This is a genomic window from Nocardia sp. NPDC052316, assembly GCF_044547795.1.
In the GTDB taxonomy this organism is placed as follows: Bacteria; Actinomycetota; Actinomycetes; order Mycobacteriales; family Mycobacteriaceae; genus Nocardia.
Genome location: NZ_JBIUBB010000005.1, coordinates 165,308 through 190,531, shown reverse-complemented (window position 1 = coordinate 190,531; position 25,224 = coordinate 165,308). Strand labels below are relative to the sequence as shown.

Annotated in this window: 31 protein-coding genes; 13 read left to right on the top strand and 18 right to left on the bottom strand. The window is 66.7% G+C overall.

Annotation, left to right across the window (positions count from 1 at the left end; all coding sequences use genetic code 11):
- Positions 1 to 5: 5 nt before the first annotated feature.
- The gene (locus tag ACIHA7_RS24485; RefSeq protein WP_397293301.1) at positions 6 to 668 is read right to left on the bottom strand and encodes an SRPBCC family protein; all 663 of its coding nucleotides are present in this window, start codon (positions 666 to 668) and stop codon (positions 6 to 8) included.
- Positions 669 to 671: 3 nt separating this feature from the next.
- Entirely contained in the window at positions 672 to 2,339 is a 1,668-nt protein-coding gene (locus ACIHA7_RS24480) for a thiamine pyrophosphate-binding protein (protein ID WP_397293300.1), read from the bottom strand.
- 233 nt (positions 2,340 to 2,572) lie between these two features.
- On the opposite strand from ACIHA7_RS24480, the gene ACIHA7_RS24475 reads away from it, so the two are divergent.
- The 3 genes from ACIHA7_RS24475 (at position 2,573) to ACIHA7_RS24465 (ending at position 4,965) form a co-directional block, all read left to right on the top strand.
- Entirely contained in the window at positions 2,573 to 3,088 is a 516-nt protein-coding gene (locus ACIHA7_RS24475) for an EXLDI protein (RefSeq protein WP_397293299.1), read from the top strand.
- A 126-nt stretch (positions 3,089 to 3,214) separates the two neighbouring features.
- Positions 3,215 to 4,198 carry an ATP-binding cassette domain-containing protein gene (locus ACIHA7_RS24470; protein WP_397293298.1) on the top strand — a complete coding sequence of 328 codons (984 nt, stop codon included), beginning with the start codon at positions 3,215 to 3,217 and terminating at the stop codon, positions 4,196 to 4,198.
- Positions 4,195 to 4,965 (top strand): ABC transporter permease, encoded by a 771-nt coding sequence (locus tag ACIHA7_RS24465; protein WP_397293297.1) that lies wholly within the window; start codon positions 4,195 to 4,197, stop codon positions 4,963 to 4,965. Before ACIHA7_RS24470 ends, ACIHA7_RS24465 begins: the two co-directional genes overlap by 4 nt.
- A 61-nt stretch (positions 4,966 to 5,026) precedes the next feature.
- Here the strand turns inward: ACIHA7_RS24465 and ACIHA7_RS24460 are convergent, their stop codons facing one another.
- The 3 genes from ACIHA7_RS24460 to ACIHA7_RS24450 form a co-directional block, all read right to left on the bottom strand.
- Complete coding sequence (locus ACIHA7_RS24460) at positions 5,027 to 5,758, bottom strand: anti-sigma factor family protein (RefSeq protein ID WP_397293296.1); 732 nt, start codon at positions 5,756 to 5,758, stop codon at positions 5,027 to 5,029.
- Complete coding sequence (locus ACIHA7_RS24455) at positions 5,755 to 6,264, bottom strand: sigma-70 family RNA polymerase sigma factor (RefSeq protein ID WP_107653329.1); 510 nt, start codon at positions 6,262 to 6,264, stop codon at positions 5,755 to 5,757. The genes ACIHA7_RS24460 and ACIHA7_RS24455 overlap by 4 nt, the downstream gene beginning before the upstream one ends.
- Positions 6,265 to 6,326: 62 nt before the next feature.
- Positions 6,327 to 6,971, bottom strand: a complete 645-nt coding sequence (locus ACIHA7_RS24450) for a YqgE/AlgH family protein (protein ID WP_397293295.1) — start codon at positions 6,969 to 6,971, stop codon at positions 6,327 to 6,329.
- 115 nt (positions 6,972 to 7,086) lie between these two features.
- Between ACIHA7_RS24450 and ACIHA7_RS24445 the strand changes: the two genes are divergently transcribed.
- Positions 7,087 to 7,848 carry a lysophospholipid acyltransferase family protein gene (locus ACIHA7_RS24445; protein WP_397293294.1) on the top strand — a complete coding sequence of 254 codons (762 nt, stop codon included), beginning with the start codon at positions 7,087 to 7,089 and terminating at the stop codon, positions 7,846 to 7,848.
- Here ACIHA7_RS24445 and ACIHA7_RS24440 read toward each other — a convergent pair.
- Positions 7,842 to 8,153, bottom strand: a complete 312-nt coding sequence (locus ACIHA7_RS24440; protein ID WP_107653326.1) for a GNAT family N-acetyltransferase — start codon at positions 8,151 to 8,153, stop codon at positions 7,842 to 7,844. The genes ACIHA7_RS24445 and ACIHA7_RS24440 overlap by 7 nt on opposite strands.
- Positions 8,154 to 8,359: 206 nt before the next feature.
- Between ACIHA7_RS24440 and ACIHA7_RS24435 the strand changes: the two genes are divergently transcribed.
- Positions 8,360 to 9,934, top strand: coding sequence for an alpha/beta hydrolase (locus tag ACIHA7_RS24435; RefSeq protein WP_397293293.1), 1,575 nt, complete (start codon positions 8,360 to 8,362; stop codon positions 9,932 to 9,934).
- A 21-nt stretch (positions 9,935 to 9,955) separates the two neighbouring features.
- Here ACIHA7_RS24435 and ACIHA7_RS24430 read toward each other — a convergent pair whose 3' ends face one another.
- Positions 9,956 to 10,087: a hypothetical protein gene (locus ACIHA7_RS24430; protein WP_397293292.1), complete on the bottom strand. Its 132-nt coding sequence runs from the start codon at positions 10,085 to 10,087 to the stop codon at positions 9,956 to 9,958.
- A gap of 179 nt (positions 10,088 to 10,266) precedes the next feature.
- Here ACIHA7_RS24430 and ACIHA7_RS24425 point away from each other — a divergent pair, with 179 nt between their 5' ends.
- Entirely contained in the window at positions 10,267 to 10,956 is a 690-nt protein-coding gene (locus tag ACIHA7_RS24425) for a nitroreductase family protein (RefSeq protein WP_397293291.1), read from the top strand.
- A 6-nt stretch (positions 10,957 to 10,962) separates the two neighbouring features.
- Here the strand turns inward: ACIHA7_RS24425 and ACIHA7_RS24420 are convergent, their stop codons facing one another.
- The gene (locus ACIHA7_RS24420) at positions 10,963 to 11,220 is read right to left on the bottom strand and encodes a class I SAM-dependent methyltransferase (protein ID WP_397293290.1); all 258 of its coding nucleotides are present in this window, start codon (positions 11,218 to 11,220) and stop codon (positions 10,963 to 10,965) included.
- 172 nt (positions 11,221 to 11,392) lie between these two features.
- Between ACIHA7_RS24420 and ACIHA7_RS24415 the strand changes: the two genes are divergently transcribed.
- The gene (locus ACIHA7_RS24415) at positions 11,393 to 12,166 is read left to right on the top strand and encodes an HAD family hydrolase (RefSeq protein ID WP_397293289.1); all 774 of its coding nucleotides are present in this window, start codon (positions 11,393 to 11,395) and stop codon (positions 12,164 to 12,166) included.
- A gap of 54 nt (positions 12,167 to 12,220) precedes the next feature.
- Here ACIHA7_RS24415 and ACIHA7_RS24410 read toward each other — a convergent pair whose 3' ends face one another.
- Entirely contained in the window at positions 12,221 to 13,450 is a 1,230-nt protein-coding gene (locus ACIHA7_RS24410; protein ID WP_397293288.1) for a multiprotein-bridging factor 1 family protein, read from the bottom strand.
- Positions 13,451 to 13,738: 288 nt separating this feature from the next.
- Here ACIHA7_RS24410 and ACIHA7_RS24405 point away from each other — a divergent pair, with 288 nt between their 5' ends.
- A complete protein-coding gene (locus ACIHA7_RS24405) occupies positions 13,739 to 13,864 on the top strand; it encodes a hypothetical protein (RefSeq protein WP_397293287.1) in 126 nt (41 codons plus the stop codon).
- Positions 13,865 to 13,959: 95 nt separating this feature from the next.
- Here the strand turns inward: ACIHA7_RS24405 and ACIHA7_RS24400 are convergent, their stop codons facing one another.
- From ACIHA7_RS24400 to ACIHA7_RS24390, 3 genes are all read right to left on the bottom strand, one after another.
- Positions 13,960 to 14,316, bottom strand: a complete 357-nt coding sequence (locus ACIHA7_RS24400; RefSeq protein ID WP_397293286.1) for an MmcQ/YjbR family DNA-binding protein — start codon at positions 14,314 to 14,316, stop codon at positions 13,960 to 13,962.
- A gap of 80 nt (positions 14,317 to 14,396) precedes the next feature.
- Positions 14,397 to 14,879 (bottom strand): peptidylprolyl isomerase, encoded by a 483-nt coding sequence (locus ACIHA7_RS24395; RefSeq protein ID WP_397293285.1) that lies wholly within the window; start codon positions 14,877 to 14,879, stop codon positions 14,397 to 14,399.
- Between the two features lie 209 nt (positions 14,880 to 15,088).
- A complete protein-coding gene (locus ACIHA7_RS24390) occupies positions 15,089 to 15,886 on the bottom strand; it encodes an ArsR/SmtB family transcription factor (RefSeq protein ID WP_397293284.1) in 798 nt (265 codons plus the stop codon).
- Between the two features lie 157 nt (positions 15,887 to 16,043).
- Between ACIHA7_RS24390 and ACIHA7_RS24385 the strand changes: the two genes are divergently transcribed.
- From ACIHA7_RS24385 to ACIHA7_RS24375, 3 genes are read left to right on the top strand one after another with little or no spacing between them, the layout of a single operon-like run.
- Positions 16,044 to 16,973, top strand: a complete 930-nt coding sequence (locus tag ACIHA7_RS24385) for an ABC transporter ATP-binding protein (protein WP_397293283.1) — start codon at positions 16,044 to 16,046, stop codon at positions 16,971 to 16,973.
- Positions 16,970 to 17,821 carry an ABC transporter permease gene (locus ACIHA7_RS24380; RefSeq protein WP_397293282.1) on the top strand — a complete coding sequence of 284 codons (852 nt, stop codon included), beginning with the start codon at positions 16,970 to 16,972 and terminating at the stop codon, positions 17,819 to 17,821. Before ACIHA7_RS24385 ends, ACIHA7_RS24380 begins: the two co-directional genes overlap by 4 nt.
- Complete coding sequence (locus tag ACIHA7_RS24375; protein ID WP_107653318.1) at positions 17,811 to 18,053, top strand: helix-turn-helix transcriptional regulator; 243 nt, start codon at positions 17,811 to 17,813, stop codon at positions 18,051 to 18,053. Before ACIHA7_RS24380 ends, ACIHA7_RS24375 begins: the two co-directional genes overlap by 11 nt.
- A gap of 34 nt (positions 18,054 to 18,087) precedes the next feature.
- Here ACIHA7_RS24375 and ACIHA7_RS24370 read toward each other — a convergent pair whose 3' ends face one another.
- Positions 18,088 to 18,969, bottom strand: coding sequence for an NAD(P)-dependent oxidoreductase (locus ACIHA7_RS24370; protein WP_397293281.1), 882 nt, complete (start codon positions 18,967 to 18,969; stop codon positions 18,088 to 18,090).
- Positions 18,970 to 18,973: 4 nt separating this feature from the next.
- On the bottom strand, positions 18,974 to 19,855 hold the full coding sequence (locus ACIHA7_RS24365) for an NAD(P)-dependent oxidoreductase (RefSeq protein ID WP_397293280.1): 882 nt from the start codon (positions 19,853 to 19,855) through the stop codon (positions 18,974 to 18,976).
- 143 nt (positions 19,856 to 19,998) lie between these two features.
- Here ACIHA7_RS24365 and ACIHA7_RS24360 point away from each other — a divergent pair, with 143 nt between their 5' ends.
- A complete protein-coding gene (locus ACIHA7_RS24360) occupies positions 19,999 to 20,349 on the top strand; it encodes a winged helix-turn-helix transcriptional regulator (RefSeq protein ID WP_397293279.1) in 351 nt (116 codons plus the stop codon).
- Between the two features lie 60 nt (positions 20,350 to 20,409).
- Here the strand turns inward: ACIHA7_RS24360 and ACIHA7_RS24355 are convergent, their stop codons facing one another.
- Genes ACIHA7_RS24355 through ACIHA7_RS24345 form a run of 3 tightly spaced genes read right to left on the bottom strand, consistent with a single transcriptional unit; the run spans position 20,410 to position 22,683 of the window.
- Positions 20,410 to 21,537, bottom strand: coding sequence for a glycerate kinase (locus ACIHA7_RS24355; protein WP_397293278.1), 1,128 nt, complete (start codon positions 21,535 to 21,537; stop codon positions 20,410 to 20,412).
- A 45-nt stretch (positions 21,538 to 21,582) separates the two neighbouring features.
- On the bottom strand, positions 21,583 to 22,023 hold the full coding sequence (gene aroQ / locus ACIHA7_RS24350; RefSeq protein WP_107653312.1) for a type II 3-dehydroquinate dehydratase: 441 nt from the start codon (positions 22,021 to 22,023) through the stop codon (positions 21,583 to 21,585).
- A 54-nt stretch (positions 22,024 to 22,077) separates the two neighbouring features.
- Complete coding sequence (locus ACIHA7_RS24345; protein ID WP_397293277.1) at positions 22,078 to 22,683, bottom strand: hypothetical protein; 606 nt, start codon at positions 22,681 to 22,683, stop codon at positions 22,078 to 22,080.
- A 397-nt stretch (positions 22,684 to 23,080) separates the two neighbouring features.
- Here ACIHA7_RS24345 and ACIHA7_RS24340 point away from each other — a divergent pair, with 397 nt between their 5' ends.
- Positions 23,081 to 24,760 carry an NTF2-like N-terminal transpeptidase domain-containing protein gene (locus ACIHA7_RS24340; protein ID WP_397293276.1) on the top strand — a complete coding sequence of 560 codons (1,680 nt, stop codon included), beginning with the start codon at positions 23,081 to 23,083 and terminating at the stop codon, positions 24,758 to 24,760.
- On the opposite strand, the gene ACIHA7_RS24335 is transcribed toward ACIHA7_RS24340, so the two are convergent.
- Entirely contained in the window at positions 24,757 to 25,137 is a 381-nt protein-coding gene (locus tag ACIHA7_RS24335; protein ID WP_397293275.1) for a DUF3054 domain-containing protein, read from the bottom strand. The two genes, ACIHA7_RS24340 and ACIHA7_RS24335, sit on opposite strands and share 4 nt — an antisense overlap.
- Positions 25,138 to 25,224 lie beyond the last annotated feature (87 nt).

Genomic DNA, 25,224 nt, shown 5'->3' with positions numbered 1-25,224 from the left:
GAATCTCACTTCATCCAGTCGGGTTTGATGGGCAGGCCGCGCGCTGCCCGGTACTCGCAGATCGCCTTGAGGTTGTCCATCTCCAGCTGATGGCCCGCGGAGAACATGTCCCAGAAGTCGCCGACCCAGACCGGCCGCTTCGGCGGCGCGGTCTCCGGATAGGGGTTCTCGTCGTAGAACGGGTGCTTGCAATTGACCCACAGCACCACCGAACCCGGCTTGTTGAAGACCGCCTGCGCGTCGACGACCCGCAGCAGGTAGATCATCCACAGGTGTTGTGACTGGTCCCAGGCACAGTGGTAGTCGACGGTCATCGCCTCGGGATGCGCTACGGTCCTGGTGAAGATCTCGGTCTCGTCGCCGAGCCGGTCGTAGGCCAGCCACAGGCCCGGCTCCCCGGTCGGGACGAACCCCCGCAGGCTGTAGGTCCACTCCTCCAGGGAACGGGTGTCGGCCAGGTACTCGTACACCTCGCGCGGCGGTGCGGCGATATAGGCCTGCACCGGGCAGTATTCGCCGAAGACCTGGTCGTGCGGGTACACCGACCGCAGCATGTCCATGATGATCGGCGTGGTCGCGTCCTTGTCGGAGTTCTCGATACGCAGGACACCGGGCGGTGCGTCGTCGTCGGGAATATCGCTGAGTGCTGGCAGGGCACTGGTGGTCATTGCTTACTCCTGGATGTGTTCGATGGCGGTCAAGAACGGCAGGAACGGCGGAATCTCGTCCGGGTCCACGTCGATCGAGAGAAACGACGGCCCGGGGGTGTACAGGCACTGCGGCAGAGCCGCGGCCAACTCGGCGGAGCTGCGCACCGAGCGGGTGGTCAGGCCGGGGAACATGGCGTCGACGCCCGCGCCGAGGTGTGCGGCCCGGAATCTGTTGAAGGAGTAGCGGTCTCGGTAGTACAGCCGCTCCCTGGCCACGCACATGGCGTGGGCGTTGTTGTTGAGCACGATGAAGGTGATCGGCAACTCGTGCTCGATCGCGGTGTGAATCTCCATGCCGTGCATGAAGAACGCGCCGTCGCCGGCCACGACCACGGTGCGGTGTCCGGCGCCGCGGGCGAACGCGGAGCCGATACCCGCGCCGAACGCGTAACCCATGCCGCCCATCCCGAGCGCGACGACGAACCGGCCGCCACGCGGCACCCGCAGGTGATGCACCACGGCCGCACCGGTATTGCCTGCGTCGGCGAAGACATCGGTGCCCTCGGGGAGCGCCGCCTCGATGGTCTCCACCAGCTGCCGATAGCGCAGTCCGGGGCCGGTCGATTCCGGGACGCGCAGGGGCGTCAGCGGAGTAGTCCGGCGTCGCTCGAATGTCGTTGGTGTAGCGGTGAATTCGGCGGCTAGTTCGCTCAAGGTGCGGGCCAGGTCGGTGCTGGTGGCGTGGACGGCGGGCAGGTGCGGCGGTGTCACGCCGATGCTGGCCACGGTGCTGCCGGTGAGTAGTTCGTCCAGTCCGGTGCGGGTCGTCATCGGCATCGGAGTGCCGACGAGCAGGCACAATGCCGCGGACCGGATCGCCGCGCCGAGTTCAGGATGCCCCATGCTGCCCGCGACGCCGCAGAAGCCGGGGTCGTGGTTGTCGTAGGTGTCCTTGGCGTCCGGGGCGACGCCCACCGAGGCGTCCAAGACGGTGGCCAAGCGAGCTAGTTCGTCTCGCGCGTCGTCGCGGGCGACCTGGTCACCGGCGATGATCACGACCTTTCCGGTCCGCCGCGCCGTCCGCAGCGCGGCACGCAACCGAACCAGGCCGGCCTCGTCGCGCCGATACACCTTGGCGGGCAGACGAATCGGCGAGACCTCAGCCATGCGCGCCTGTTGCACGTCCTTGGGCAGCAACAACACGGCAGGGCCGCCGCGCCGGGCGGCGCCGACCGCCCTGGTCAGTTGATCCGGCAGCTCGGCGACGGTCTCGACGCGGGCGCAGTACCGGCTGATCTCGCTGAACATCCGCGCGGCGTCGATGGTGCCCGCCTGGCCACTGGTGTCCTGAAAGGCACCGCTGCCCGCGTGCGCCGTCGGCGGCTGGCCGACCAGCGCGAGCACCGGCACCCGGGAGGCGAATGATTCGGCAAGTCCGGCAACGAGATTCATCGCACCGCCGCCGGAGGTCGCGGCGACGACACCGAGTCCGCCGGTGGCGCGGGCATAACCGTCGGCCATGGTCGCCGCGGCGAACTCGTGTTTGGCGATCACTCCGGTGAGGTCGTACGGCGCGTCGAAGACGGCGTCGTACAGGTCCTCGATATTCGCACCGTCCACCCCGAAGAGGTGCCGGACGCCGAGGGCCGACACCGCCTGCACCAGATAATCGACGACCCTGGTCGGCATCGGCACTCCTTCCCGCGGTGTCCACCTGTGCACCGGGCACACGCGAGATCACTTTCTGCGTACAGGAGTGATACGAGCCGGGGCGCCGGGCGGTTCAACGCTGAATTACCGGGGAGCGGCGAGGGCGTGTCGAACCGACGTGACTCGCTCCGGCGAAGGGGCCCGGAACGGGCAAATCCGCAGCACTACCGGGAACACTTGCGTGTACGTATACATCTACGTATAGTTGGCTCATGCCCAACAAGACGATCTATGTTGCCGATGACGATCTGCCGCTGTTCCAGCGGGCCCAAGAGCTGGTTGGCGGCAATCTCTCCGGGGCGGTGACCACGGCGCTGCGCCGGTTCATCGAATTGGAGGAGGGTCGACAAGAAGGGTACGACGAGGTCATCGTCCGGGTCGGCCACAACGGCGTCCGGCAGGTTCGGTTCTCCGGCGCGCTGCTCTTCGAGACCAACGAGGTCACCGATGAGCGGATGGAACACATCCGGGTGTTCCGCAGCCGCAAAGGCAAATTCGTACTGCACGCGCACTACTCCAACTGGGCCGACTACCCGCAGTCCGAGAACTGGATCAAGGATCTGACGAACTGGCGGCGCATGCTCGGCGTCGGTGAGCAGGACTGGGGCGACTTCATTTTGGAGATCGTCGACTCGGTCGAGGAGCTGCGGGACAAGCTGCCGGAGAAGTTGTACGAGCGGGTGGTCGATATCGCGAAACGCCCGCAGATCGAGGATCTCGACATCTAGTCGATCACCTACCCACAACTGAACAGCAACCACTGACGGCTCGAGCCGCACCGGGACACCGGGTGCGGTGTAACTCAGTCATGCATTCATGCGCATCAACTAATTCATAGTCTCGAAAGGACCGCCATGGTCAACGGCCATCGCGCACCCGCCATCTCGGCACTGGGCCTGCGCAAATCATTCGGCGAGCACGTGGTGCTCGACGGCATCGATATCACCGTCCCCGAGGGCACGGTCTACTCGCTGCTCGGTCCGAACGGTGCGGGCAAGACCACCACCGTGCAAATTCTGAGCACCCTTATCCACGCAGACGGGGGCGAGACCCGGGTCGGCGGCCACGATGTCGAGTCCGAACGCGACGCGGTGCGTAACGCCATCGGGGTCACCGGCCAGTTCGCCGCGGTCGACGAACTGCTCACCGGCCGGGAGAACCTGATCCTGATGGGCGACCTGCAGCATCTGCCGCGGCGCGAAAGCAGAAGGCTGGCAGCGGATCTGCTGGCCCGCTTCGACCTCGTCGAGGCGGGCGACAAGCCCGCGTCCACCTACTCCGGCGGCATGACCCGGCGGCTGGACCTGGCGATGACCCTGGTCGGCGATCCGCGCATCATCTTCCTCGACGAGCCGACCACCGGCCTCGACCCGCGCAGTCGCCGGGTCATCTGGGACCTCATCCGCGGGTTGGTCGACGACTACAACGTCACGGTCTTCCTCACCACGCAGTACCTGGAGGAGGCCGATCAGCTGGCCGACCGCATCGCCGTGCTCGACCACGGCCGGATCGTCGCGGAAGGCACTGCGGCGGAACTGAAGCGGCTGGTGCCGGGTGGGCATATCCGGTTGCAGTTCGCCGACCGCACCGCCTTGTTCGCCGCGTCCGCCGCGCTGGGTGTCGCCGCGCGGTTGGTCGATGACGGCGACGCCGACGACGCCGATCTGACCCTCGCGGTGCCGAGCGACGGCAGCGTCAAATCCCTACGGGCCCTGCTGGATCGGCTCGACTACGAACAGATCGAGGTCGAGGGCCTCGCCGTGCACACGCCCAACCTCGACGATGTCTTCCTCACCCTCACCGGCCAGCCGACCTCCGAAAAGGAAACCGTCGCATGAGCACCATGTCCTACGCCCTCGCCGACTCCGCAACGATGCTGCGGCGCAACCTGACCCACGCGAAGCGATATCCGAGCATGAGCATCGGGGTCGTCGTGATGCCGACGGTCCTGCTACTGGTCTTCAAGTTCGTTTTCGGCGGTGCGCTCGAAAAGTCCTCCGGCGGTAACTACATCGACTACCTCGCGCCCGGCATGCTGCTGATGGTCCCGGCCTACATCACGGCGTCGGTCGCGGTGTCCATCGCCTCCGATACCTCCAAGGGCATCGTCAATCGGTTCCGCACCATGGGCATCACGCAGTCGTCGATGCTGACCGGTCACGTGCTCGGTGCGCTGCTGCAGGCACTGGGCGGCATCGTGTTGATGGCCGCGGTCTCCCTGCTCATCGGGTGGCGCCCCGACGCCAACGTGGCCGAATGGATCGCCGCGTTCGCTCTGCTCAGCTCCACCATCTTCGGATTGAACTGGCTCGCAGTAGCCTTGGGTCTGCTGTCGTCGAACCCGGAGGGCGCGAGCAACGTCGTCTTCCCGATCATCATGCTGCCGTTCCTCGGCAGTGGCCTGGTCGGCACCGACACCATGCCCGTCGGGCTGCGCCAGTTCGCCGAGTATCAGCCGTTCACGCCGATCACCGAGACCGTGCGCGGCCTGCTGATGGGCAGCGAGATCGGAAACAACGGCATCCTCGCCCTCGCCTGGTGCGCAGGCCTGACCGCCGTCGGATTCTTTTGGGCCAACTCGATTTTCCGCCGTCAGACCCAGTGAGTACGACGACACGATGAGGGGTACCGAGCCCCCGCCAGACGGCGGGGGGCTCGGTCTGTCGTCAGACCGTGCCGGACAGCAGCGTTTTGCCAGTAGAGGCCAGCCGGATCTCCACGGCTCGGATCTGGTCCGGCGCCTTATCGATGGTTCGATCGATGGTCAGCTCGGTGCCTGGGCCGGCAGGCCACTGATCGAGTTCGGTCTGGCTGCCGTCGGTGCCGAGCACGAACAGCTTCAAGGTCCAGTTGTACTGCTGGTTACTCGGTCCGTAACTGCAGCTCATCACGATCCGCGTCCGGTTCTCGGCCCGCACGACCTTGAAACTCGCCGTCACCGGGCTCGGCTCGAGCGCCTGCATACTGCGTTCGGCGACAACCTGTTCGGTGCTCGGAGTGTCCGATGACGTGACGGTGGCGACCACGGGCACCGCGATGGCGACTGCGGCGGCGGCCGCCGCGACGGCGGCACCGACGGACACCCACCGGCTGCGTCGCCTGCGCTGTTCTGCTGCGGCGGCGAGCCTCGGCAGCAACTGCGGCACCGGGGGGCTCGGCTCGGGCGCAGGCGAGCCCGCGTCCGCCGCAACGGCTTCGGGCGGCTCGAGCAGCGCCAGCGCGGTCGCCGGATCGACCATGGCGAGCATGCCAGGCATCCCGGCCAGCTCGGCGACGGCGGCCCGGCAGGCGGGGCAGCCGGCCAAATGCTCCTCGTACTCCCGGCGTTCGGTCCGGGTCAGGGAGCCGAGTACGTACGGCGCGTCCCACGTGGCGTAGTCATCCGCGAGTTCGTTCATTGGTTCGTCACCCCCATCTCCTGTAATGCCAGCCGTAGTGCCCGCATGCCATAGTGCATTCGTGATTTCACCGTGCCCGGCGGAATGTCGAGCTCCGCGGCGATCTGATGGGTGGAAAGGCCCCGATAGTAGGCCCGCACGATCACCTCGCGGTGGTCGGGGCTGAGCCTGCCCAACGCGTCGGCGACCACCCAGCCGTCCAGCGCGCGGTCGGCTTGATCGGGTGTGGCCTGCTCGGGCGGTGCGTCGGTGCGGAACTCGCGCCGGTTGCGGGCGCTGCGATGTTCATCCACGGCGAGATTGCGGGCCACGGTGAACAACCACGCGCGCGCCGAGGTGTCGGACTGATCCAACACGTTCGGACGTTGCCACGCGCGCAGCAGCGTCTCCTGCACGATGTCCTCGGCACGTCCTGGGTCGCGCACCAAACCGAGCGTGTACCGCCACAGCGCGGCCGCGTGTTCGTCGTACAGGACCCGCAACAACTCGGTTCGGTTGTCGGGCATTGCTCACCTCCCGCTCATCCCACGAATCAGCAGGGGTGAACGGTTCAATCGGAGCGCACATCTCAATTTCGTTCGAGTTCGATCGGGTGTGTTGCCAGCAGCGAAAGGGGCAGGGGCTGGCGGCGCAGGACGTGCGCCCAGAGGTCGGCGCGGCCGGTGCTGATCGGGTCGGAGGGCAACGCGGACAGCACTATCCAGTCGTCGTTCTCCAGCTCGCCCTCGAGCTGCCCGAAGGTCCAGCCCGCGTATCCGGCGAACACCCGGACGCCCTCGACCAGCCTGCCGATCTCCTCCGGATCCGCGTCCAGGTCGACGAGCACCACCCGGCCGTCGATCCGGCGCAGGCCGGGAACGCCGTCGATGGTCGCGCCGACGCGCATCGTGCCGAGGCACAGTGCCGCGTCCCGCTTGACCGGGCCGCCGATGAACAGGGTGCGCGGCGCGGCCGCCACCTCTGTCCAGCGGGGGAGCACGTCGTGCACGGCCGTATCGCTCGGCCGGTTCAGCACGACGCCGAGGCTGCCCGCCTCGTTGTGCTCGATGATGTAGACAACAGTGCGCCGAAAGGTGGGTTCGGCCAGCTCGGTCGCCGACACCAGCAGCGTGCCGGCGCGCACCACCTGCTCGCCGTGCCGGAAATCGCGCCGCTTACGGTCGCCGTGCCCGCCGCGAGTTTTCCGATCATCCGGGTCGTCTGCGCGTGCCACTCGGACATCATCGCAGTTGTTGCGGGGATATGCGCTTCCGCAGACGAGTTAGGTGCCCGGAATTTTGCGTCGGGGGCCGGTGTCGGGCGAGTTCGGGCGTCGTAGAGTCCGTGTCATGGAACCGCCCGAGGTGCGCCTCGAGAACAGCGACACCGTGTACGACTTCTATCTCGACCATCGCCAGAATCGGCTGAAAGCCTGGGGTGCGTACGCCATTCTGGCCCGCCGCTACTATCCGCGCGTCGCTTATGCGGAGGGCGCGCGCGCCGGTTTGCGGGCCGCGATTCGGCAGGGCAGGCCGTTGTTGATCTCGATCAATCATCTTTCCGAGAACGATCCGTATACGGTCGCGGCGGCGGCGTGGCGCAGTGCCTTGCGACCGGTGATCGGGCGGGTGCGGGTGCTGGCCAAAGACGAGCTGTTCGAGGAGCCCGAGCAGCGGCGCAAGATCGACATGATGGGCGGGATACCGGTGTTCCGCGGCAAGGACCACGGGATCCGGGCGGTCAACGCGGCCGGTCAGCGGATGATGGATATCTGCGCGCAGCGGATCGCGCGCGGCGACGGGGTGGCGGTGTTCCCGGAGGGCACCTGCAACGAGGTCGACCCCACCCAGGTGCAGCCGGTCGGTAGCGGCATCGGGCACATCGCGTTTCGCGCGATGAAGCTCGGTGTGCAGCCGGTGCTGGTGTCCATGGGCCTGAGTTACGGGCCGCGCCTGGACCCTTCGGTGCAGCCGAACAAGGAGGAGGCCAAGGCGGCCAGCTTCTACTTTGGGGTGCCGATCACCGAATTGCCGAACAAGCCCGGCGATATCGCGCGGCTGGTGCGCGCCGATCTGCAACGGGCTCTCGACGGCGCGGTCGCCGCTTACTGAGGCAGATTCAGGCTGTCGCGCGCCCAGTGCGGCACCATCACCAGGTATTCGGGCCTGGTCTCGATGAAGTGGTGCACCATCGGGCACATGGGCAGTGCGCCCAGTTTGTCCTGGGCGGTGCTGTTCAACGCCGCCTCGACCAGTACCCGGCCGTAGCCCTGTCCCTCGTAACGGGGGTAGATCTCGGTGTGCACGAACGCGCGTTCGGCTTGGGTGTCTTGATACTCGACGTACCCGGCGTTCGCGTCGTCGACATAGAGCTCGAAGCGTTCCAGCGCGGTGTTGATACGGACCTCCGTCGACATGGCTCGACGCTACTCCCGTGCGACGTCATCCGCGCATTCCGCAACACCTACCGTGCGGTCGCTCGGTTCCCGACCGTTCGTGGCTGCCCGGCCGCCTGACCGGCGGAATCGGACGCTCGACTTGTCTGCCGCTGCCGACCTGCGCAGAATGCTCATGATCGGGGTCGCGCACGGGTGCGTGGTGGCGGCCCGTGGAGGTACGAAACATGATGAAGGTTCGGCTGTTCTCCGGTGCCGCGGCTGCCATGGCCGCGTGCCTGCTCGGTGGATCGATCATGTCCGGCCCGGCCGCGGCCGCGCCGGTGCCGTCCTTCGGCGACTGCCCGGCCGGCTCCGTGGCCGAGGGTCACGGCGTGCGGTGCGCCGTCGTCGAGGTGCCGATGAATTACGCGGAACCGGACGGGCCGAAGATTCAGGTGACCGTCAGCCGGATCGCGGCGACCGGCGATCGGCGCGGCGTCCTCTTCGCCAATCCGGGTGGGCCCGGCGCGGACGGGCTGGACTTCTGGGGCCAGCGGACCGACGTGTTTCCCGCCGAGCTGACCGCTCACTACGACCGGATCGCGGTGCAGCCGCGCGGATTGCGCTGGGCCACCCCGCTGGACTGTGCGACCGGGGACGGCGGGCAGGTGTCGCTCGGCGGCGGCGACCGCAACGCCATCAAGAAGGCCTGCGATGCCGCGTTGCCCGGTTACCTCGACACCATTACCACCGAGAACACCGCCCGCGATATGGACGCGGTGCGCGCGGCACTGGGTCTCGAGCGGATCAGTTATCTGGGTACCTCCTACGGCACCTACCTCGGCGCGGTGTATGCCTCGCTGTTCCCCGGCCGGGTCGAGCGAATGGTGTTGGACTCCAACGTCAATCCCGACTGGGTGTGGACCGAGGAGTTCGCGCAGCAGCAGATCGCGGGCAAGCAGCGGCTCGACGATCTGTTCGCCTGGATCGCCGAGCACAGTTCCGAGTATCACCTCGGCGACACCGCTTTGCAGGTCTATCAGAACTGGGTACGCCTCGCCGTCGACCAGGGCGGCGGCTGGTACGCCAACCTCACCCCGCCCCCGGCCAGCCTCGCCGACCTGCCCGGCTCGTTGCCCGAACCGCTGGCCGAGATCGCCCGCGACGGCTACACCGGCGGTCTGGAACAGACCGGCAAACTGCAGAACCTGTTGCGCACCTTGATCTCCCGCGGTGCCACCACGCAGGGGCCGCTGCTCGGCGCCACCTCGGTCGCCACCTACACCCGCACCTACTGGCCCACCTTCGCCCGCGCGATGGCCGACGCGCTCGCCAACCCGGCGAACGTGCAACGCCTGCGCACCATCGAGGGCGCCACCGCCACCGACACCACCGGGCGTTCCGTCTTCGCCGCGATCACCTGCAATGAGAACGCCATTCCCGGACGGCTGGACGTCATCGGCTCGGCGATAGCCACCATCGCCTCCGGCGGCAACGCGATGGACGCAAGGGCCGACCTGGTCCGCTCCGGAATGGCATGCGGGACATGGAAACCCGTAGTCACACCGGTCAAGATCAGCGGTGCCGGACTCGCCACCCCGCCCCTGGTTCTACAGAGCAAGCACGACGCCCTGACCAAATACGAAGGCGGACCGGCCATGTCGCGTGCGCTGAACGGATCACTCATCACCGTCGACGGTGGGGATCACGGGAACTTCGGTCGAGGCAACCCCGTCGTCGACGACGCCGTGCTGACCTATCTGCGCACCGGACAGGTGACGATCACGCACGCCGCACAGGCTCCTTTGCCCGTGCGCTGACGGGCGCGGCTCGGCCGTGCGTCAGACGATCTCACCGGTCTGCAGCGCGGCGAGGATGTTGAGCACCAGCGAGAGCGGACCGTACAGCGCGGTCGCCAACGGATCACCGCCGTTCTGGCCGGCCAGCACCCAATCGAAACTGAACGAACTCATAGCATTCCTCCATGTGTCGGCGTCGGGTCGCAAACGGCAAGCACCATATATTCGTGGCCGACCACGGCACGGATGGGCCGCGGTCTCGGCAGGGGTACGCGGGATGAGTGTCTGGCCGAGTGGACGATAAGTTCGTGGGAACGTTGCCTGTCCGGTGCGGGCGGATCACACTGCGGAACATGACCACGTGGACACCGCTGCACGGGCATCCGTATCAGCCGATTCCCTACCACCCCAACCGGATTCCCGTCGAGGAAGCACTGGCCACGTCGGCCGGGTTCCGTCGGCGGATGGACGAGCGTCGCACCGTGCGGATGTTCTCGACCGATCCGGTGCCGGAGCAATTGGTGCTCGACGCCATCGCCGTGGCGAACACCGCGCCGTCGGGAGCCCATCAACAACCGTGGACCTTCGTCCTGGTCGAAGATCCCGAGGTGCGCGCCAGGATTCGGGAGGCGGCCGAGGCGGAGGAGCGCATCTCCTACAACGGCCGCCTCGGCGAGGAATGGCTCTCGGCCCTGCGCCCCCTCGGCACCGACGAGCACAAGCCGCACCTCACCGAGGCCCCGTACCTGCTCGTCGTCTTCCAGCAGCGTTTCGGCCTGCGCCCCGACGGCACCACCTACAAGCACTACTACGGCGACGAATCGGTAGGCATCGCGGTGGGCATGCTCCTCACCGCCCTGCACCTCTCCGGCCTGGCCGCCCTCACCCACACCCCCAGCCCCATGAAGTTCCTTTCCGAGGTCCTCAACCGCCCCCGCAATGAAAAGGCCTTCGCGGTAATCCCCATCGGCTACCCCGCCGACCACGCCGTAGTCCCCGACCTGACCCGCAAAACCATGGATCAGGTCCTGGTCCGAATCTGAACGCCGTCAACCGTTACTCGGCGCCACTCTGCCCGGCAATCGGTGGGCCGCGAGCCGCAGCATGCGGTCCGAAAGATCTATGCCGACCACACGGTGCCCGAACGCCGCGAGTTCGGTGGCGACGATCCCGGTGCCGATCGCAAGGTCGAGTACCAGGCTGCGCGGGGGCAGCATGCTACTGAGTGCGGCGGCCGCGGCCACCGCTCGGGGCACGCCGCCCCGGGTCCGGTCGTAGTGGGTCGCTTCGTCGTCGTAGTCGAGCACCTCTCCATCATGCGTAATACGGTGCGCGATTGGTGGATCCGGTATGACGGTGCGCGTACGAATGACTATTCGTACGCCCATCACGGGAGTGTCAGGCAGCTCGACAGGGTGACTCGCCGGTAATAGCAATTTGATACATGTAGTCGGCGTTCGCGTGGATAGCCTGCTCCGCATGTCATCGAACGGGTCGCCCCCGCATGCCATCAGAGCGGTTGTCTTCGACTGGCGAGGCACGCTTGTTTCGGAACTCACGCCGCAAGGTTGGGCGCGCGAGGCGCTGCAGCGGGCAGGTCGTGAATCCAACGCCGATGCCGTGGGCAAGTTGTTGCTCGACATCGAACTGGCTGCGGGCCAACCGAATCGACTGCAATCGCCGCTCGGCAATATCAGCTACGAAGCTCACCGGGACACCTACTATGCGGTGTTCACGGATGCGAAGCTTCCCGGCAAGGTCGCTGAGGCGCTATTCGAGGTGGATTCCGACGCGAGCGTCAATAAGTTCGCCGTCGACGCCGCCGCCACGCTCATCGCACTCAAGCAGAGCGGCTATAAAATCTGCGTCCTCAGCAATATCCACTTCGACATTCGCCCCGTCTTCAAAGACGCGAACATGCTCGACTTGATCGACACCTTCGTCCTGTCCAGTGAGGAAGGTGTGCAGAAGCCCGACCCCGCCATTTTCGTGCGGGCGCTCGAAAAACTCGGCACCTGCGCCGCGGAAACGTTGATGGTCGGGGACCGCCCCTCCCGAGACGGCGTCGCCGTCGAGGTCGGCATGCCGACCCTGCTCGTCCCGGCCTTGACCGACCCGCAGCAACGCAGGCTGCACCTCGTCACGAGTGCGGTCGGTGTCGACCTCGGGATGCTCCCGCCGGTGCGGAACGACGCAACATCCAACACTTGCCAGGGAACAACCGATACCCGCAGGCAGGGCGCATTGACGTAAACGTCGCAACCGCAAAGGTTGAGTCCGTTTCCGTGCAGGGCCGGACTCGGCCAGTCAGGCGAGCCGCATCGCACGTTCGATCGCACCGAGCCCGGCGTCGACCGCGCTCGGCTGCGCCCGCCTGCTCAATTCATCGACCAGATCCCGCACGGTTGGATGGTTGTAGACATACTGCGGTGCCAGGCATATCGCGCGCTCGAGCTGCTCGACGGCGGCAGCATCGTGTTTGAGTCTGCCCTGGGCGCGGGCGACTTCGATGCGGTGCCGCGTGTGGCGTTCCTTGGACATCAGCCCCGCCAGATTGATGCTGGTGTGGTGCTTCAGGGCAATATCGGGCCGGTCGAGCGCGACGGCGATCTCGGTCGCGTGTATCCCGCAGTTGGTTGGTCCGAAGACTGTTTGAAAGTCGTTGCGGTCCTTACCGAGTCGAGCGGCGGCCGCCTCGGCCTCGGCCAGGTATGCCCATGCTGTGCTGCCGTCGTGCAGGCGGGCTGACGCGACCGCGCACCGCAGGTGCAGCGCTCCCCAGAGCGAAAGTACCTGCGGTGTAGGCGATGTCATGAGATCTTGCAGCTCTGTCAACGCGGCTTCGGCTACCGTAAGTGCTTCGTCCAGTGTGTCCGTGTGCAGCAGCACGCCGCAGCGATCCCACGCCGAGCAGGCACTCATCAGCGGGTCGCCGAGCCTGGCCGCGGCGGTGGCGGCGTTCTCGACGGCGGTCCAGGCCAGATCGTGGTACCCGAGCTGGTTGAGGACGGTGCGGGCGACATGTGAGTTCTCGATGATGAGGCCGTCGATCACGTCCCGCTCGGTGCCCGAGGCCAGTAAGGCGCCGGTGTTCAGCGCCTCGGTGAGGTCCGGCAATTGCCGCATTACTTCGAGCAGATTCGCGGCCTGCCTGCGCCTGGTGATCCGGTCGACATCGTCGCGCAGGTCGGCGAGCAGCGGCTGTGGTGTCACGGCCCGCAGGCCGGCGCGCCCGGACAGGCTGAGACTGGTGCGCCGCAACGCGGCGCGCAGTGCGGGTACCGCGTGGTGCCCGGTGTCCTGAGTGAGCTCGCACGGCTGACCCAGCAGCCACGCCACATCGACCTCGAGGACGTCGGCCAGCCGGTCGATCACCGAGTGCTTGTCCAGCTTGATCCGGCCTGCCTCGATGCCGCGCATCCACGACTCGGACCGATCGACGTGCGCGGCGAGCGTGGCCTGGCTCATCTTCTTGGTCCGCCGGGAGCGCCGGATGCGTGAGCCGATAGTTGATGCGGCGGTGTTACTTGTTGCCACTTACCGAGTGTATTGCAGATTCTTCCTGCGAAACCGTCAACTATTTGACGGTCTTCCGGTCGACGAGTTGTCAGGCTATAAGCAACTGACGTAACGACTTCGGCGACGAGGTATCGAAATGATCATGGCCGCCACAGCCGCACGCGGACCGCCATCGATCACCGGGCAATTATCCGAATCAACCTTGCATATGTAAACAACGGACTGCACATGACTATAGGTAAACCACCTGCCGAAGACGGCGATTCCCGCTTACCACCGAACAATCTCGGCCCGAGAACCGCTCCGATGACCGCGCTGATTCTGAGCACGGCGCTGACCGTGATCGCCGGGTTCCTTACCGACTGGCACACGGCCTCGTTGGTCTTTCTCTCCGCCACAGCGCTTTTCAGCAGCGCTGAGCGGGAGCCGTGATCGAACAGCGAAGTATCGGTGGTCCCGAATCCCCAGTGCGTTCGATGCCGACCAGCCCGGCGTCGAACGCACTGAGAGAGCCGGCGGGAGCGGGTCTAGCGGGGCACCGGGGGCAGGTCGGGTGTCTCGGCGACGAGTTCCTCGGGTGCGGACAGCCGCCACGCCTCGAAGACGAGTTCGGCCAGCTCGTCGGCGTCGATACCGGACAGGTGCACGACCACCCACCCGAAACCCCCGGCCGTGAACTGCTCCTCGAACACCTCGGGCCGCTCGGATACCAACGCCTTCTGCTCGGAGAGCGTTTGCTTCAAGCCGACCGTCTGGGTGCGTGGCCAGTAATAGCCGAACAGCTTGCCGCGCACCTTGTACGAGGTGTACTTCTCGCCTTTCGTGGGTCGCACATCGGCGAGGGTGCCCACAATCCGAAAGAACTCGTCACTCTGCACAGCCACCGTGGACTCCTCGAAAGTCAGAATCCGAAATATACCTGTGCCAATTCATTCCGCCGCATCGGTGGCGCGGGGAGCCCGGGTCAGCGGGTGACGGTGGCCGAGGTGAGCACGACCTGCTGGACGGGGACGTCCTGCGCGCCCGTCTTGACCTTCCCGATCTGGTCGACGACGTCCTGGCCGCGGCTGACCTTGCCGAATACCGCGTAACCCCAGCCGTCCTGGCCCGGGTAGTCGAGGAACGCGTTGTCGTTGGTGTTGATGAAGAATTGGGCCGACGCCGACTGTGGATCGGACGTGCGGGCCATCGCCACGCTGTAAGTGACATTCTTCAGCCCGTTCTTCGCCTCGTTCTCAACCTTGTTGGGCGCGGGCTTCTCGCGCATGGTGGTGTCGATGCCACCGCCCTGGATCATGAAACCGTCGATCACCCGGTGGAAAATCGTGCCGTCGTAGTGGCCGCTGTTGACGTAGGTCAGGAAATTCCGCACGGTCTTGGGTGCCTTCGCTTCATCGAGTTCGAGCTCGATGTCACCCATGGAGGTTTGCAGCAGGACCTTGATCATGATTTCCCCAATTTGTGCGACAGGCTCAGTCCCGCAGTCGCCCTGACGGACTCGTGCTCCAACCGAGCTGGACACGGACCAGTGCATCGTACCGGTGCGTGGTCAGGAGGAATCCGGTTCAGCGGGACTGCCAGCGCGCGAAGCGGATTCGTGGGTCGGCAGGGTCGATCCACTGACCGCGCGCGCCCTGCCGTTGCCGACGACGCGAGCTACCGAGTCGGTTCGGGCAGCTCCGCACCGGTCTCCAGCAAGGACTTCAGTCCGGACAAGATACTGGGCCAACCACCGCTGATCGTTTCCAGTAGCGCACTTCCCGGCTGGAAGCCGTCGTGCACCACGGTCAGCTTCACCACCTCGTCCCCGGCGGGCTCGAGTTCGAAAGTCACCTTCGAGCGCGGCTCGTCGGCCAAAGCGGCCACCTCACTCGCCTTCATGCCGAAAGCTTCCGCGAACGCGGGATCGAAGGTGTGCCAGGTGTAGGCGAGCTTGTGGTACGGGTCGGCTTCCAGCACAACCTGTTCCGGATCCTTGCTGGTCCAATTCTTCTGGTGCCACACCATTTCCGAGCCGGGCTGCCAATCGGTGTTGAAGCTCGCGCCCCAGTAGCGGTCGGTGAAGGCCGGGTCGGTGAGGGCTTGCCACAGCTTCTCCGGGGTGGTCTTGATGTAGGTCGTGTAGACGAATGCGTTGTCGCTCATGAGATTTGCCTCCAGTGCCTTCTTGAGATCGGCCAGCGCGTGCACGCGGGCACGGTGGTAATTGGTGATCCAGCGCTCGGTGATGGCGTTGATGGGTTCGGCGTTGAGGTAGTGCAGTTTTTCGCGTCCGCTGCGACGGGTGGTGATCAAGTTGGCCGCCTCCAGTACGGCCAGATGTTTGCTGACCGACTGCCGCGCCATCGCTAGCCCGGAGCACAACTCGCGCAGGGTTTGCCCGTTGCGCGCGTTGAGGCTGTCGAGCAGTCGCCGCCGATGGGGGTCGGCCAGCGCCTTGAATACCTCGTCCATGCCGCCTTCCAGATTTATGCAGCCGTCCGGCTGCGTGTTCAGAGATTAGGCAGCCGAAAGGCTGCATGTCAAGGGGGCCCGAGAAGTAAAGCATTGTCGCGGCGAAATGTAGTAGATATGCTACGAGTCGACGGTAACCCGCAACGGGGAGAGAACCATGACAGTGGGTCAGGGCGTCGCCATCGACGTCGAGAAACTGCGGATGCGATACGGCACCACCGACGTCTTGCACGACGTGACATTCCAAGCGCGGCACGGCGAGGTGCTGGTGCTGCTCGGCCCGAACGGTGCGGGCAAGACGACCACCATCGAGATCCTGGAGGGCTTCCGCATGCGGTCGGCCGGCCGCGCCGAAGTGCTCGGCACCGATCCGGCGCACGGCGGCGAGGCGTGGCGGGCGCGCATCGGCGTCGTCCTGCAGTCATGGCGCGATCACGGCAAGTGGCGGGTGCGTGAACTGCTCGACTACCTGGGTGCCTTCTACGCGCCCTACGGCACCGAGGGCATCCAACGCCCCTGGGACACAGACGAACTCATCAAAGCCGTGGGACTCACCGATCAGGCGTCGAGCAGAATCAAGGACCTGTCCGGCGGCCAGCGGCGCAGAATCGACGTGGCGATCGGCATCGTGGGCCGCCCCGAGGTGCTGTTCCTGGACGAGCCGACCGCGGGCTTCGACCCGGAGGCCCGGCGCGAGTTCCACGATCTGGTCCATCGCCTCGCCGACGACCAGCAGACCACCATCCTGCTCACCACCCATGATCTCGACGAGGCCGAGAAACTCGCCGACCGGATCCTGATCCTGGCCGGCGGGCGCATCATCGCCGACGGCTCGGCCGACGAACTCTCCCGCCGGATATCCGGTGCGGCCGAGGTGAGTTGGACCAATGGTGGGCAGCGATTCGTGCACTCGACCGCCGAGTCGACCGAGTTCGTGCACGAACTGTTCAAGCAACACGGCGAGGCCATCGGTGACCTGGAGGTCCGCCGCGCCTCACTGGAGGACACCTATATGACGCTGGTGCGCCGGTTCGAATCCGGGCAGGTCGAGTCCGAGGTGCACACGATCGAGGAGGTAAAGCGATGAATCCGATGGCGATCGCGGTTCGGCAGGGCTGGTCGCGCGGCATGATCGAGCTGAAACAGGGACTGACCAACGGCCAAGACCTGTTCGGGCTCCTGTTCTGGCCGGTCGCCATGCTGGTGGTGCTGTTCTTCATGCGCAACGCGTCGTTCCAGGGCAGCGGCCTGTTGCTCGGCGCGCTCGCGTTGCCGAGCACGATCGGCATGCTGGTCGCGGTCAACGGCATGATCGGCATGGGGCAGCAGCTCACCCTCGACCGGGAAGACGGCACGCTGTTGCGGGCCAAGGCGACCCCGAACGGCATGGTCGGCTACCTGATCGGCAAAATCATCCAGGTGTCCGGCTGGGTGCTCATTCCGTCTGCTCTGCTGCTGGTCGGCGGCGTGTTCATCGTCGACGGACTCGCGCTCGGCCACGTCGGGTCGTGGGCGACGTTGACCTGGGTGATGGTGCTGGGTCTGCTCGCCACGCTGCCGATCGGTGCCGTCTTCGGCTCGGTGTTCGCCGACCCGCGCAACTTCGCGCTGATGACCTTCCCGATCATGGCGCTCGTCGCGGTCTCCGGCATCTTCTACCCGATCACCTCGATGCCCGGTTGGGTGCAGGGTGCGGCCCAGGTGTTTCCGGTGTACTGGCTCGGGCTCGGCATGCGCTCGGCGTTGCTGCCGGACGAGGCGGCCGCCATCGAACTGGAGCAGTCGTGGCGGCACCTGGAAACCGTTGGTGTGCTGGGTATCTGGGCGGTAGCGGGCTTGCTCGTCGCGCCGGTGGTGCTGCGCAGGATGGCCCGCCGCGAGTCCGGCTCCAGCGTGGCCGTCCGCCGGGAGAAAGCGATGCAGCGTGCCTACTGAAGTCATCTACAACCGCATCGCGATGTTGCGCGCGGAACGCGGCATCTCGCGCCGCGAGTTGGCGGAGGCGCTCGGCGTGCACTATCAAACGATCGGCTACCTGGAGCGCGGCGAGTACAGCCCGAGCTTGCATCTGGCCCTGCGGATCGCGGCCTACTTCGAGGTGACCGTGGAGGTCGTCTTCTCCACCAGCCCCTTCCCGCGCCTCGGGTCCCGCGTCGAGACGGCTTGACCAGCAAGCCGACTCGACGCACGAACCGGCCGCACTACGCGTGGTCGCCGCGGAGCAACGCGTAGGTGGGCACGAGCTCGCCTCGCCGCTCGCTCTCGGCGATCGCCCTGTGCCAGTACGCCTGAACGGTCCGGGCCAGGGCGGTGTCGACCCCGACGGCTTCACTGGTCTCGATCACGTGCCGAGCCCCCGCCGCCATCATCTGGAGATTCGCGACGTCGCCGAGCCCGCCGGCCTGCGCCGACGCGGCCAGACCCGCGTACACCTCGTCGACCCGACCCAGCGAACGTTGTGCGTAAGGCAAGAAGTGATCGATCGGCTCGCCGGAACGATCGATCATCGCCAACGCCTGTTCGACGCCGAGCAGCAGCGGATTGAAGATGGCAAGTGCCGCTTGGTAATAGAGCTGGGCCAGGCCCTCGTCGGCACCGAGGTACTCCGGTGTGTTGAGCACGCTCAACAGGTCACGATGCGCTTCGAACACCGCGCGGCGACCGGCGTAGAACACGTAGGACTCAGGGTTGGTGAGACCGTCGCTCTGCGCCATGACGCCGCCGGCGAGGAAGTCCCCGCCGCGTGCGCGCACCCACGCTGCGGCCTCGCGAGTGTTGGCCGGCGAATCCGAGGACAGATTGGCAATCACCTTGCCCGCCAGGTGATCCGACGCCTGGCCGAGTACGTCGTACATCGCCGAGTAATGCGTGAGGCTCACCACGATCAGGTCGTTGGCGTCTAGTGCCTCGTGGACGTTCGCGGCACGCCGGGCACCGAGTTCGACCATGGCATCGGCCTTTTCGGTGCTGCGGTTCCACACCGTCACCGTGACACCGGCGTCCAGGAAGGCCCGGACCACAGCCTGCCCCATCGGCCCCAAGCCGACGACCGAGACCGAGCCGGCGGGCAGGTGCTCGGCCATGTCGCTACCCCTCGTCGCCGCGGAGCAGCGCGTAGGTCGAGACGGCCTCGCCCTTCTCCTCGCTGGCGGCGACGGCCTTGCGCCAGAAGGCCTGTGCGGTGTGCGAGAACGTCGCGTCGACGCCGACCTCCTCGCTGGCGTCGATGATGTGCTGTGCGCCTGCGTCCATCATCTTCAGGCTGGCCAGGGTGGCCCAGCCGCCGTTCTGGTTGGCCACCGAGAACTCCTCCATGAAATAGGGGAACGCGGCGGCGGAGCGCACGGCGAACGGGACGAACTGGGCGATGCTGTGGCCGGAGCGGTCGATCATCGCCGTCGCCTGGTCGAAGGCGAGGAGCCACGGATGGAAGATAGTCAGCAGCGCCTGGTAGAAGATCTGCGCGAGACCGTCGTCCGTGCCGAGGTATTCCTGCGGGCTCAGCGGGCGCAGCAGCTCGGCGTGCGCGTCGAAGACCTCGCGCGGGCCGCTGTAGAAGATGTACGACGCGGGATGGGCGATGTTGTCACCCGCCGACATGACGCCGCCGGACAGGAACTGCGCGCCGTGCCCGCGGACCCATTCCGCACCCTTGCGGGCCTTCTCCGGGGAATCGGAGGACAGGTTGGCGATCACCTTGCCCGCCAGATGGTCGGTGGCCTGGCCGAGCACGTCGTACATGGCGGCGTAGTGGGTGAGGCTCAGCACCGTCACCTCGTTGGCGTCCAACGCGTCGGCGACGGTCGCGGCGGGCTTGGCGCCGAGTTCGACCATCGCGTCGACCTTGTCGGTGCTGCGGTTCCACACGGTCACCTCGACGCCGGCGTCCAGGAAGGCCCGGACCATCGCCTGGCCCATCGGCCCGAGGCCGACGACGGAGACGGAACGGGGGCTGGTCTGTTCGGACATTGTGTGTCCCTTCGCTTCTGGTTCGGATGGTGTCGGCGCCGGGATCAATACTCGTTGCCGCAGGTAGAGTCGGGAAGACCGAACGTTCAGGTGGGGTTGCTTACCTAGAGGTTCGAAATATGGTCAGAAGGAGTGCGGTGGACATGAGCAGTGACGCGGATCACGACGTGTGTGGCATGTCCGTGGCGATCGATGTCGTCGGCGGCAAATGGAAGCTGCACCTGATGTGGGCGCTGAGTGAGCGCCCACAACGATTCGGCGAGATCCGCCGCCTGCTGACCGGCGTCAGCGAGAAGGTGCTCGCGGAGAACCTGCGCCACCTCGAGTCGAGCGGCGTCGTGCACCGCGAGGTATACCCCGAGGTTCCGCCCCGCGTCGAGTACTCCCTCACGACGCTCGGCGCGGAACTGGCCGTCGCCCTGCGCCCACTGGAAGAGTGGGGCGACAAGCACCGCCACGAGCTCCTCGGCAACCTGCTGGCTTCGGCGAGCTAGTCCGGCTCGTGGCGCAGCGACTGGGCTAGCGGGACGCTGTGATCGCTTGCGGTGCCGCCCTTATCGAGACAGGTGCTGCTCTGCTACCTGCGCGCCGACTTGCTGCAAGAGGTGGCTCGCTTGCGCGATCGAGCGGGCCGGGTCCGGCTCCAGATCGGTGAGGGCGTAGCAGGCATCGAAGCCCGCCGCGTGGATCTCTTGTGCGGCAAGAAGGTTGCGCCCTGCGACGGCGATGGCGGGAATCCCGGCCTTGCGCGCTGCTTCGCAGACACCGATGGGGGCTTTGCCGTGCAGGCTCTGCGCATCGAGCGAACCCTCGCCGGTGATGACGAGTTCGGCACCGTCGAGTAGGACGGGAAAGTCCAGCAGCTCGAGGATCACCTCGATGCCGCTACGCAGCCGCGCGCCGAGGACGGCGAGTGCGCCGAAACCCGTTCCGCCGGCGGCGCCGGCACCGGGCTGATCCGCGAAGGTGGGCCCGGCGAGGCGTGCCCAGTTCGTGAGTGCCGCTTCGAGCAGGCCGAAATCGGCGGTAGCAGCGCCTTTTTGGGGCGCGTATACCGCGACGGCACCTGTGCGGCCGAGTAGCGGGTTGTCCACATCGCAGGCCAGTGTGACGGTGCCCGCGGCGATTCCAGGATGGAGGCCGGACAGGTCCAACTGTGCGGCGCGGGTCAAAGCCGCACCGCCCTGGGGCAATTCGTGGCCTTCGGCATCCAGGATGCGGGCCCCGAGCGCCTGCAGCATGCCCGCACCGCCATCGGTGGAGGCGCTGCCGCCCAGACCGAGCACGATATCGGTAGCGCCGTGGTCGAGCGCGTGGGCGATGGCCACCCCCAGCCCGAAGGTGCTCGCACCGAGCGGATCCGGCCGTCCCGCAGGAAGTTTCGCGAGCCCGACCACCGCGGCCAACTCGAGGACGGCCGTTGCCGCCCGCACCGCGTACGACGTGCTGCCCGGCACGCCCGTAGGGCCGGGGGCGGACAACTCGACCCGCGTCCATCCGCTTGCCACGAACGCGTCGACGGTTCCGTCCCCGCCGTCGGCGACCGGCACCTGCCGGACCGCCACCGCGGGCGCGACTGCCGCGATGCCCTTCGCGAGCGCGGCCGCCACCTGCGGTGCGGTCAGCGAACCCTTGAATTTGTCCGGGGCGAGCACCACCCGGCGACCGGTCTCGCGCGTCATCCCCACATTGTCGGGTGCGCGCCGGAAAACCGCGCGCCACCCTGCTCAAGCAGAGCGGACCAGGAATTCGATCGCCGCCGCGTATCCCTGAATCCCCATTCCCGCGACCACCGCGGTCGCGATCGGGGAGATGTACGAGTGATGCCGGAACTCCTCGCGGGCGTGCACATTGCTGATATGCACCTCCACGATGGGGAGTTCCGGGATCACCAGCGCGTCCCGCAGCGCCACCGAGGTGTGGGTGAGCCCGCCGGGATTGATCACGATGCCCGACTCGACACCGCGCGCCCGGTGGATCCGGTCGATCAGCGCGCCTTCGGAGTTGGATTGGAAGGCGGCGATCTCGCGGCCGTAGCGTTGCGCGGTCTGCCTGCAGAGTTCGACGACATCGTCGAGCGTCGCCGACCCGTAGACCTCCGGCTGACGAGTGCCGAGCATGTTCAGGTTCGGGCCGTTGAGAACCAGGATCGGACCGGGTGCGGACATGCGAGCAACAGTAGTCGTAGGCCCTGGTCGAAGTCCCCGCCCGGTGCGTGGGCCTTAGAGTCCCTGCGGCCCTTCCGAGCGCAGGTCGTCTACTTTGCGCATGGCGTCGCGCAGTTCCGCCAGCCAGGATTCCGCATGCTGGCCGGCCAGTTTCACCGTCCAGGCCAGCGCGTCCGCCCGCGAGCGCGCCACGCCCGAGTCGACGAGCGTGTCGAGCACCTTGCGTTCGGGTTGACGCAGTCGGGTCATGACGGGGACCGCCAAGTGGGTGAACATGATCCGTTCCCCGTCCACCGACACGCCCCACGCCACGCTGCGGCCGTAGCGGCGCTGCGCCTCGTCGGCGATCTGCATGCGGGCCGGTCGGGTGGACTCGCGGAAGCGCGAGACGGCGCCCTCCTTGGTCGCCCGCGGGACTTCCTCGGTCGCCGCGCCCGCGGTGGCTGCCGCGTCGACGGGCTTCTTCTCGGGCTGGGAGAACGGCAGTTCGCCGATGACAACGATCTCGTCCCGGTCGATCTCGATCACGGGCGGACCGGCGAACCAGTCGTCGGGCAACCTGCCCGCGAACCAGTCCGGCGCGTCCGCGGGATCCGGTAGGTCGGCCTGCTGCCAGCCGCCCGGTCGTCCGAAACCCCGTCCCCGGTGTTGATGCCTCATGAGGGGATCACCTACTTACTCTTCAGTGTTTCTTACAGTGATTACAAGATTACGTCGCAATCCGCGCCAATGGTTCCGCTCTGTGCGAACAGAGTTCGCCGGTGGTTAACGGGGGTGATTCGCGGTTCGTAGACGCTCGCTCTGGGTACTCATTGATCCGAAACGCCGAGTAGGGCAGTAAGTGCACAACTTTGCGCGGGGCCCCGGTACGGTAGCGGCGCCGGTTGTCGCCGTAGCACTGGACAACGATCAGGATCGGTCCCCCGAGATGGGAGATTTCGGGCACAATTGAGATGCTGAGCATGGGTAACGTCCTTGTGGCGGAGGCACCGCAGACAGGTCTTTTTCAGGTACGGTGGTCTTGTTACTGGAGTGACAAGAGTGAAGAGTGGGCGACATGGATGTCTGGGGATCCCGCCGCTTTCGCGTCCGGGGCGCTATGGCACTCGCGGGGGTGGCGGCGCTCGCGATCGCGATGGGATCGTGCGGTGTAAGTGAGGGTAAGAACGAGGCGGAGGCCGTCGTCGAGCGCTTCACCGAACTGCTCGACAAGCAGGACTACACCAGGGCTTCCGAGCTCACCTCCTACCCGTCGGCGGCTTCGGCAACGCTGAAGCAAATGTTTGCTGGGCTGCAGCCGGGCAAGGTGGATTACAAGAAGACACAATTCATCGGCCTCGACTCCGAAGCGGCGATCTTCAGCATGGACGCCGCCTGGACCTTCGGCGACCGCAAAAACTGGAACTACAGCCTGCAGGGCAATGTCCGCAAGCTCGCCATCGGCTGGCGCATCTCCTGGGATCCGGCCGTCGTGATGCCCCAGCTCGACCACAATCGCACCGTGCGCCTGGTGCGCACCGAGCCGTCCCCGGCGCCGAAAGTCAACGACATCGCGGGACAGCCGTTGATGACCGAGCAGATCATCAACGTGATCAAGCTCGACCCCGCGAAGATGCCCGACCCGGTCGGCTCGACCAACGCACTGGCCAAGGCCATCGAGCCGGTCGCGCCGCTCATCACCGGACCGTCGCTGATGCAGCAGGTGGCCACCTCGCAGGGCAAGCCGGTGGTCGCGGTGAACCTGCGCGAGCCCGACTTCGCCATTCTGGAGAAGGACATGGCGCCGATCCCCGGTGTGGTGATGGAGAAGCAGCCGCGGCTCATCTCCGCCGACCGCCGGGTCTGGTCGCCCATGCTCGATGCCTTGCGCAAGGTGCAGCAGGAAAGCCAGGAGCAGCACTCCGGCTGGGGTGTCCAGGTTTTCGAGCAGGACGGTCGCTTCGTCGGCCAGCTCGCCGGTGTGCAGGGCCCGCCGGGGCCGGACATCGCGGGCACCATGGACCAGCGGCTGCAGCGCGCCGCCGAGGACGCGGTGGTCAGCTCCGCGACTCCGGCCGCGATCGTGGCGATCCAGCCCTCCAGCGGCGCGGTGGTCGCCGTCGCGCAGAACTCTCAGGCCAGCGAGCACGGGCCGGTGGCCTTCACTGGGCTCTATCCGGTCGGCGGCAATATCGAGCTGTTCCGCAATATCGCGGCCGTCACCAAAGGCAAGGCCCCGCACGAGATTCCGGTGCAGGAGGCGGCCGAGGCCGCGACGGCGCTCGGGGTCGGTATCGACTTCAAGGTGCCCGGACTCGACGAGGTGACCGGGCGGCTGGCCGTCGCGGGCCGCAGCGCCGAGCAGGTCCGCCAGGGCGGCGGCTCGGACGCGGTGCTGGCCAGCCCGTTCGGCATGGCGATCGCCGCCGCCGCGATCGCGCGCGGCGAGGTGCCGCGGCCGATGATCGAGGTCGCCCGGCCGAGCACCACCGACGCGCAGCTCGCGCCGCTGTCCAGGGAGGTCACCGACCGACTGCACACCATGCTGCGCGACTCGACCAACGCCCCTGAGTTCGCGAGCCTGCGAATGTACCGCGACGTCAACGGGTTCAGCGCGACCGCGGGACGGGACGGCTGGCTGATCGCGATCATGGGCGACCTGGCCTTCGCCATCCACATCAACGACGTGGACAGCGGGGACGCCACCGCGCGGATGGCGGTGCGGATGTTGCAGTCGCTGGCCGCGCCGGAGACTTAATTCAACGCCTTGATGGCCGCGCGCCAGCCGAGCAGGAACAGGGCGAGTACCACGGCCGCCACCAGGATGAAGCTGAACGCGGTGCCCTGACCGCCGACCACGCGCAGCAGCATGCCGCCGCCGAGGGTGCCGAGCCAGACCAGAATTCCGGTGGGCCACAAGGCGGTTCCGTCGAACCGCGCGTCGCGGCCCGCGGCACCGAACATCCGGCTCGCCGCGGCGACCGCCACGGTCCAGCCGATCGCCAGGCCGATTGCGAACGGCCACAGCGTGCGAAGTAGTCCGGTGAGCACGGCCTCGTCGTGACTACGCCTGCCGATCGCACAGAACAGGATCACCAGCAGCGCATCTACTACCAACGGCACCAGTTTCTTCACGCGGGCAAGCGTAGTTGGCCGGTCCTGGCCAAATGTGAAGCGCCTGCGGGGCTGCGTGTTATCGGGCTGGTGCCAAGTGTTTCCGGC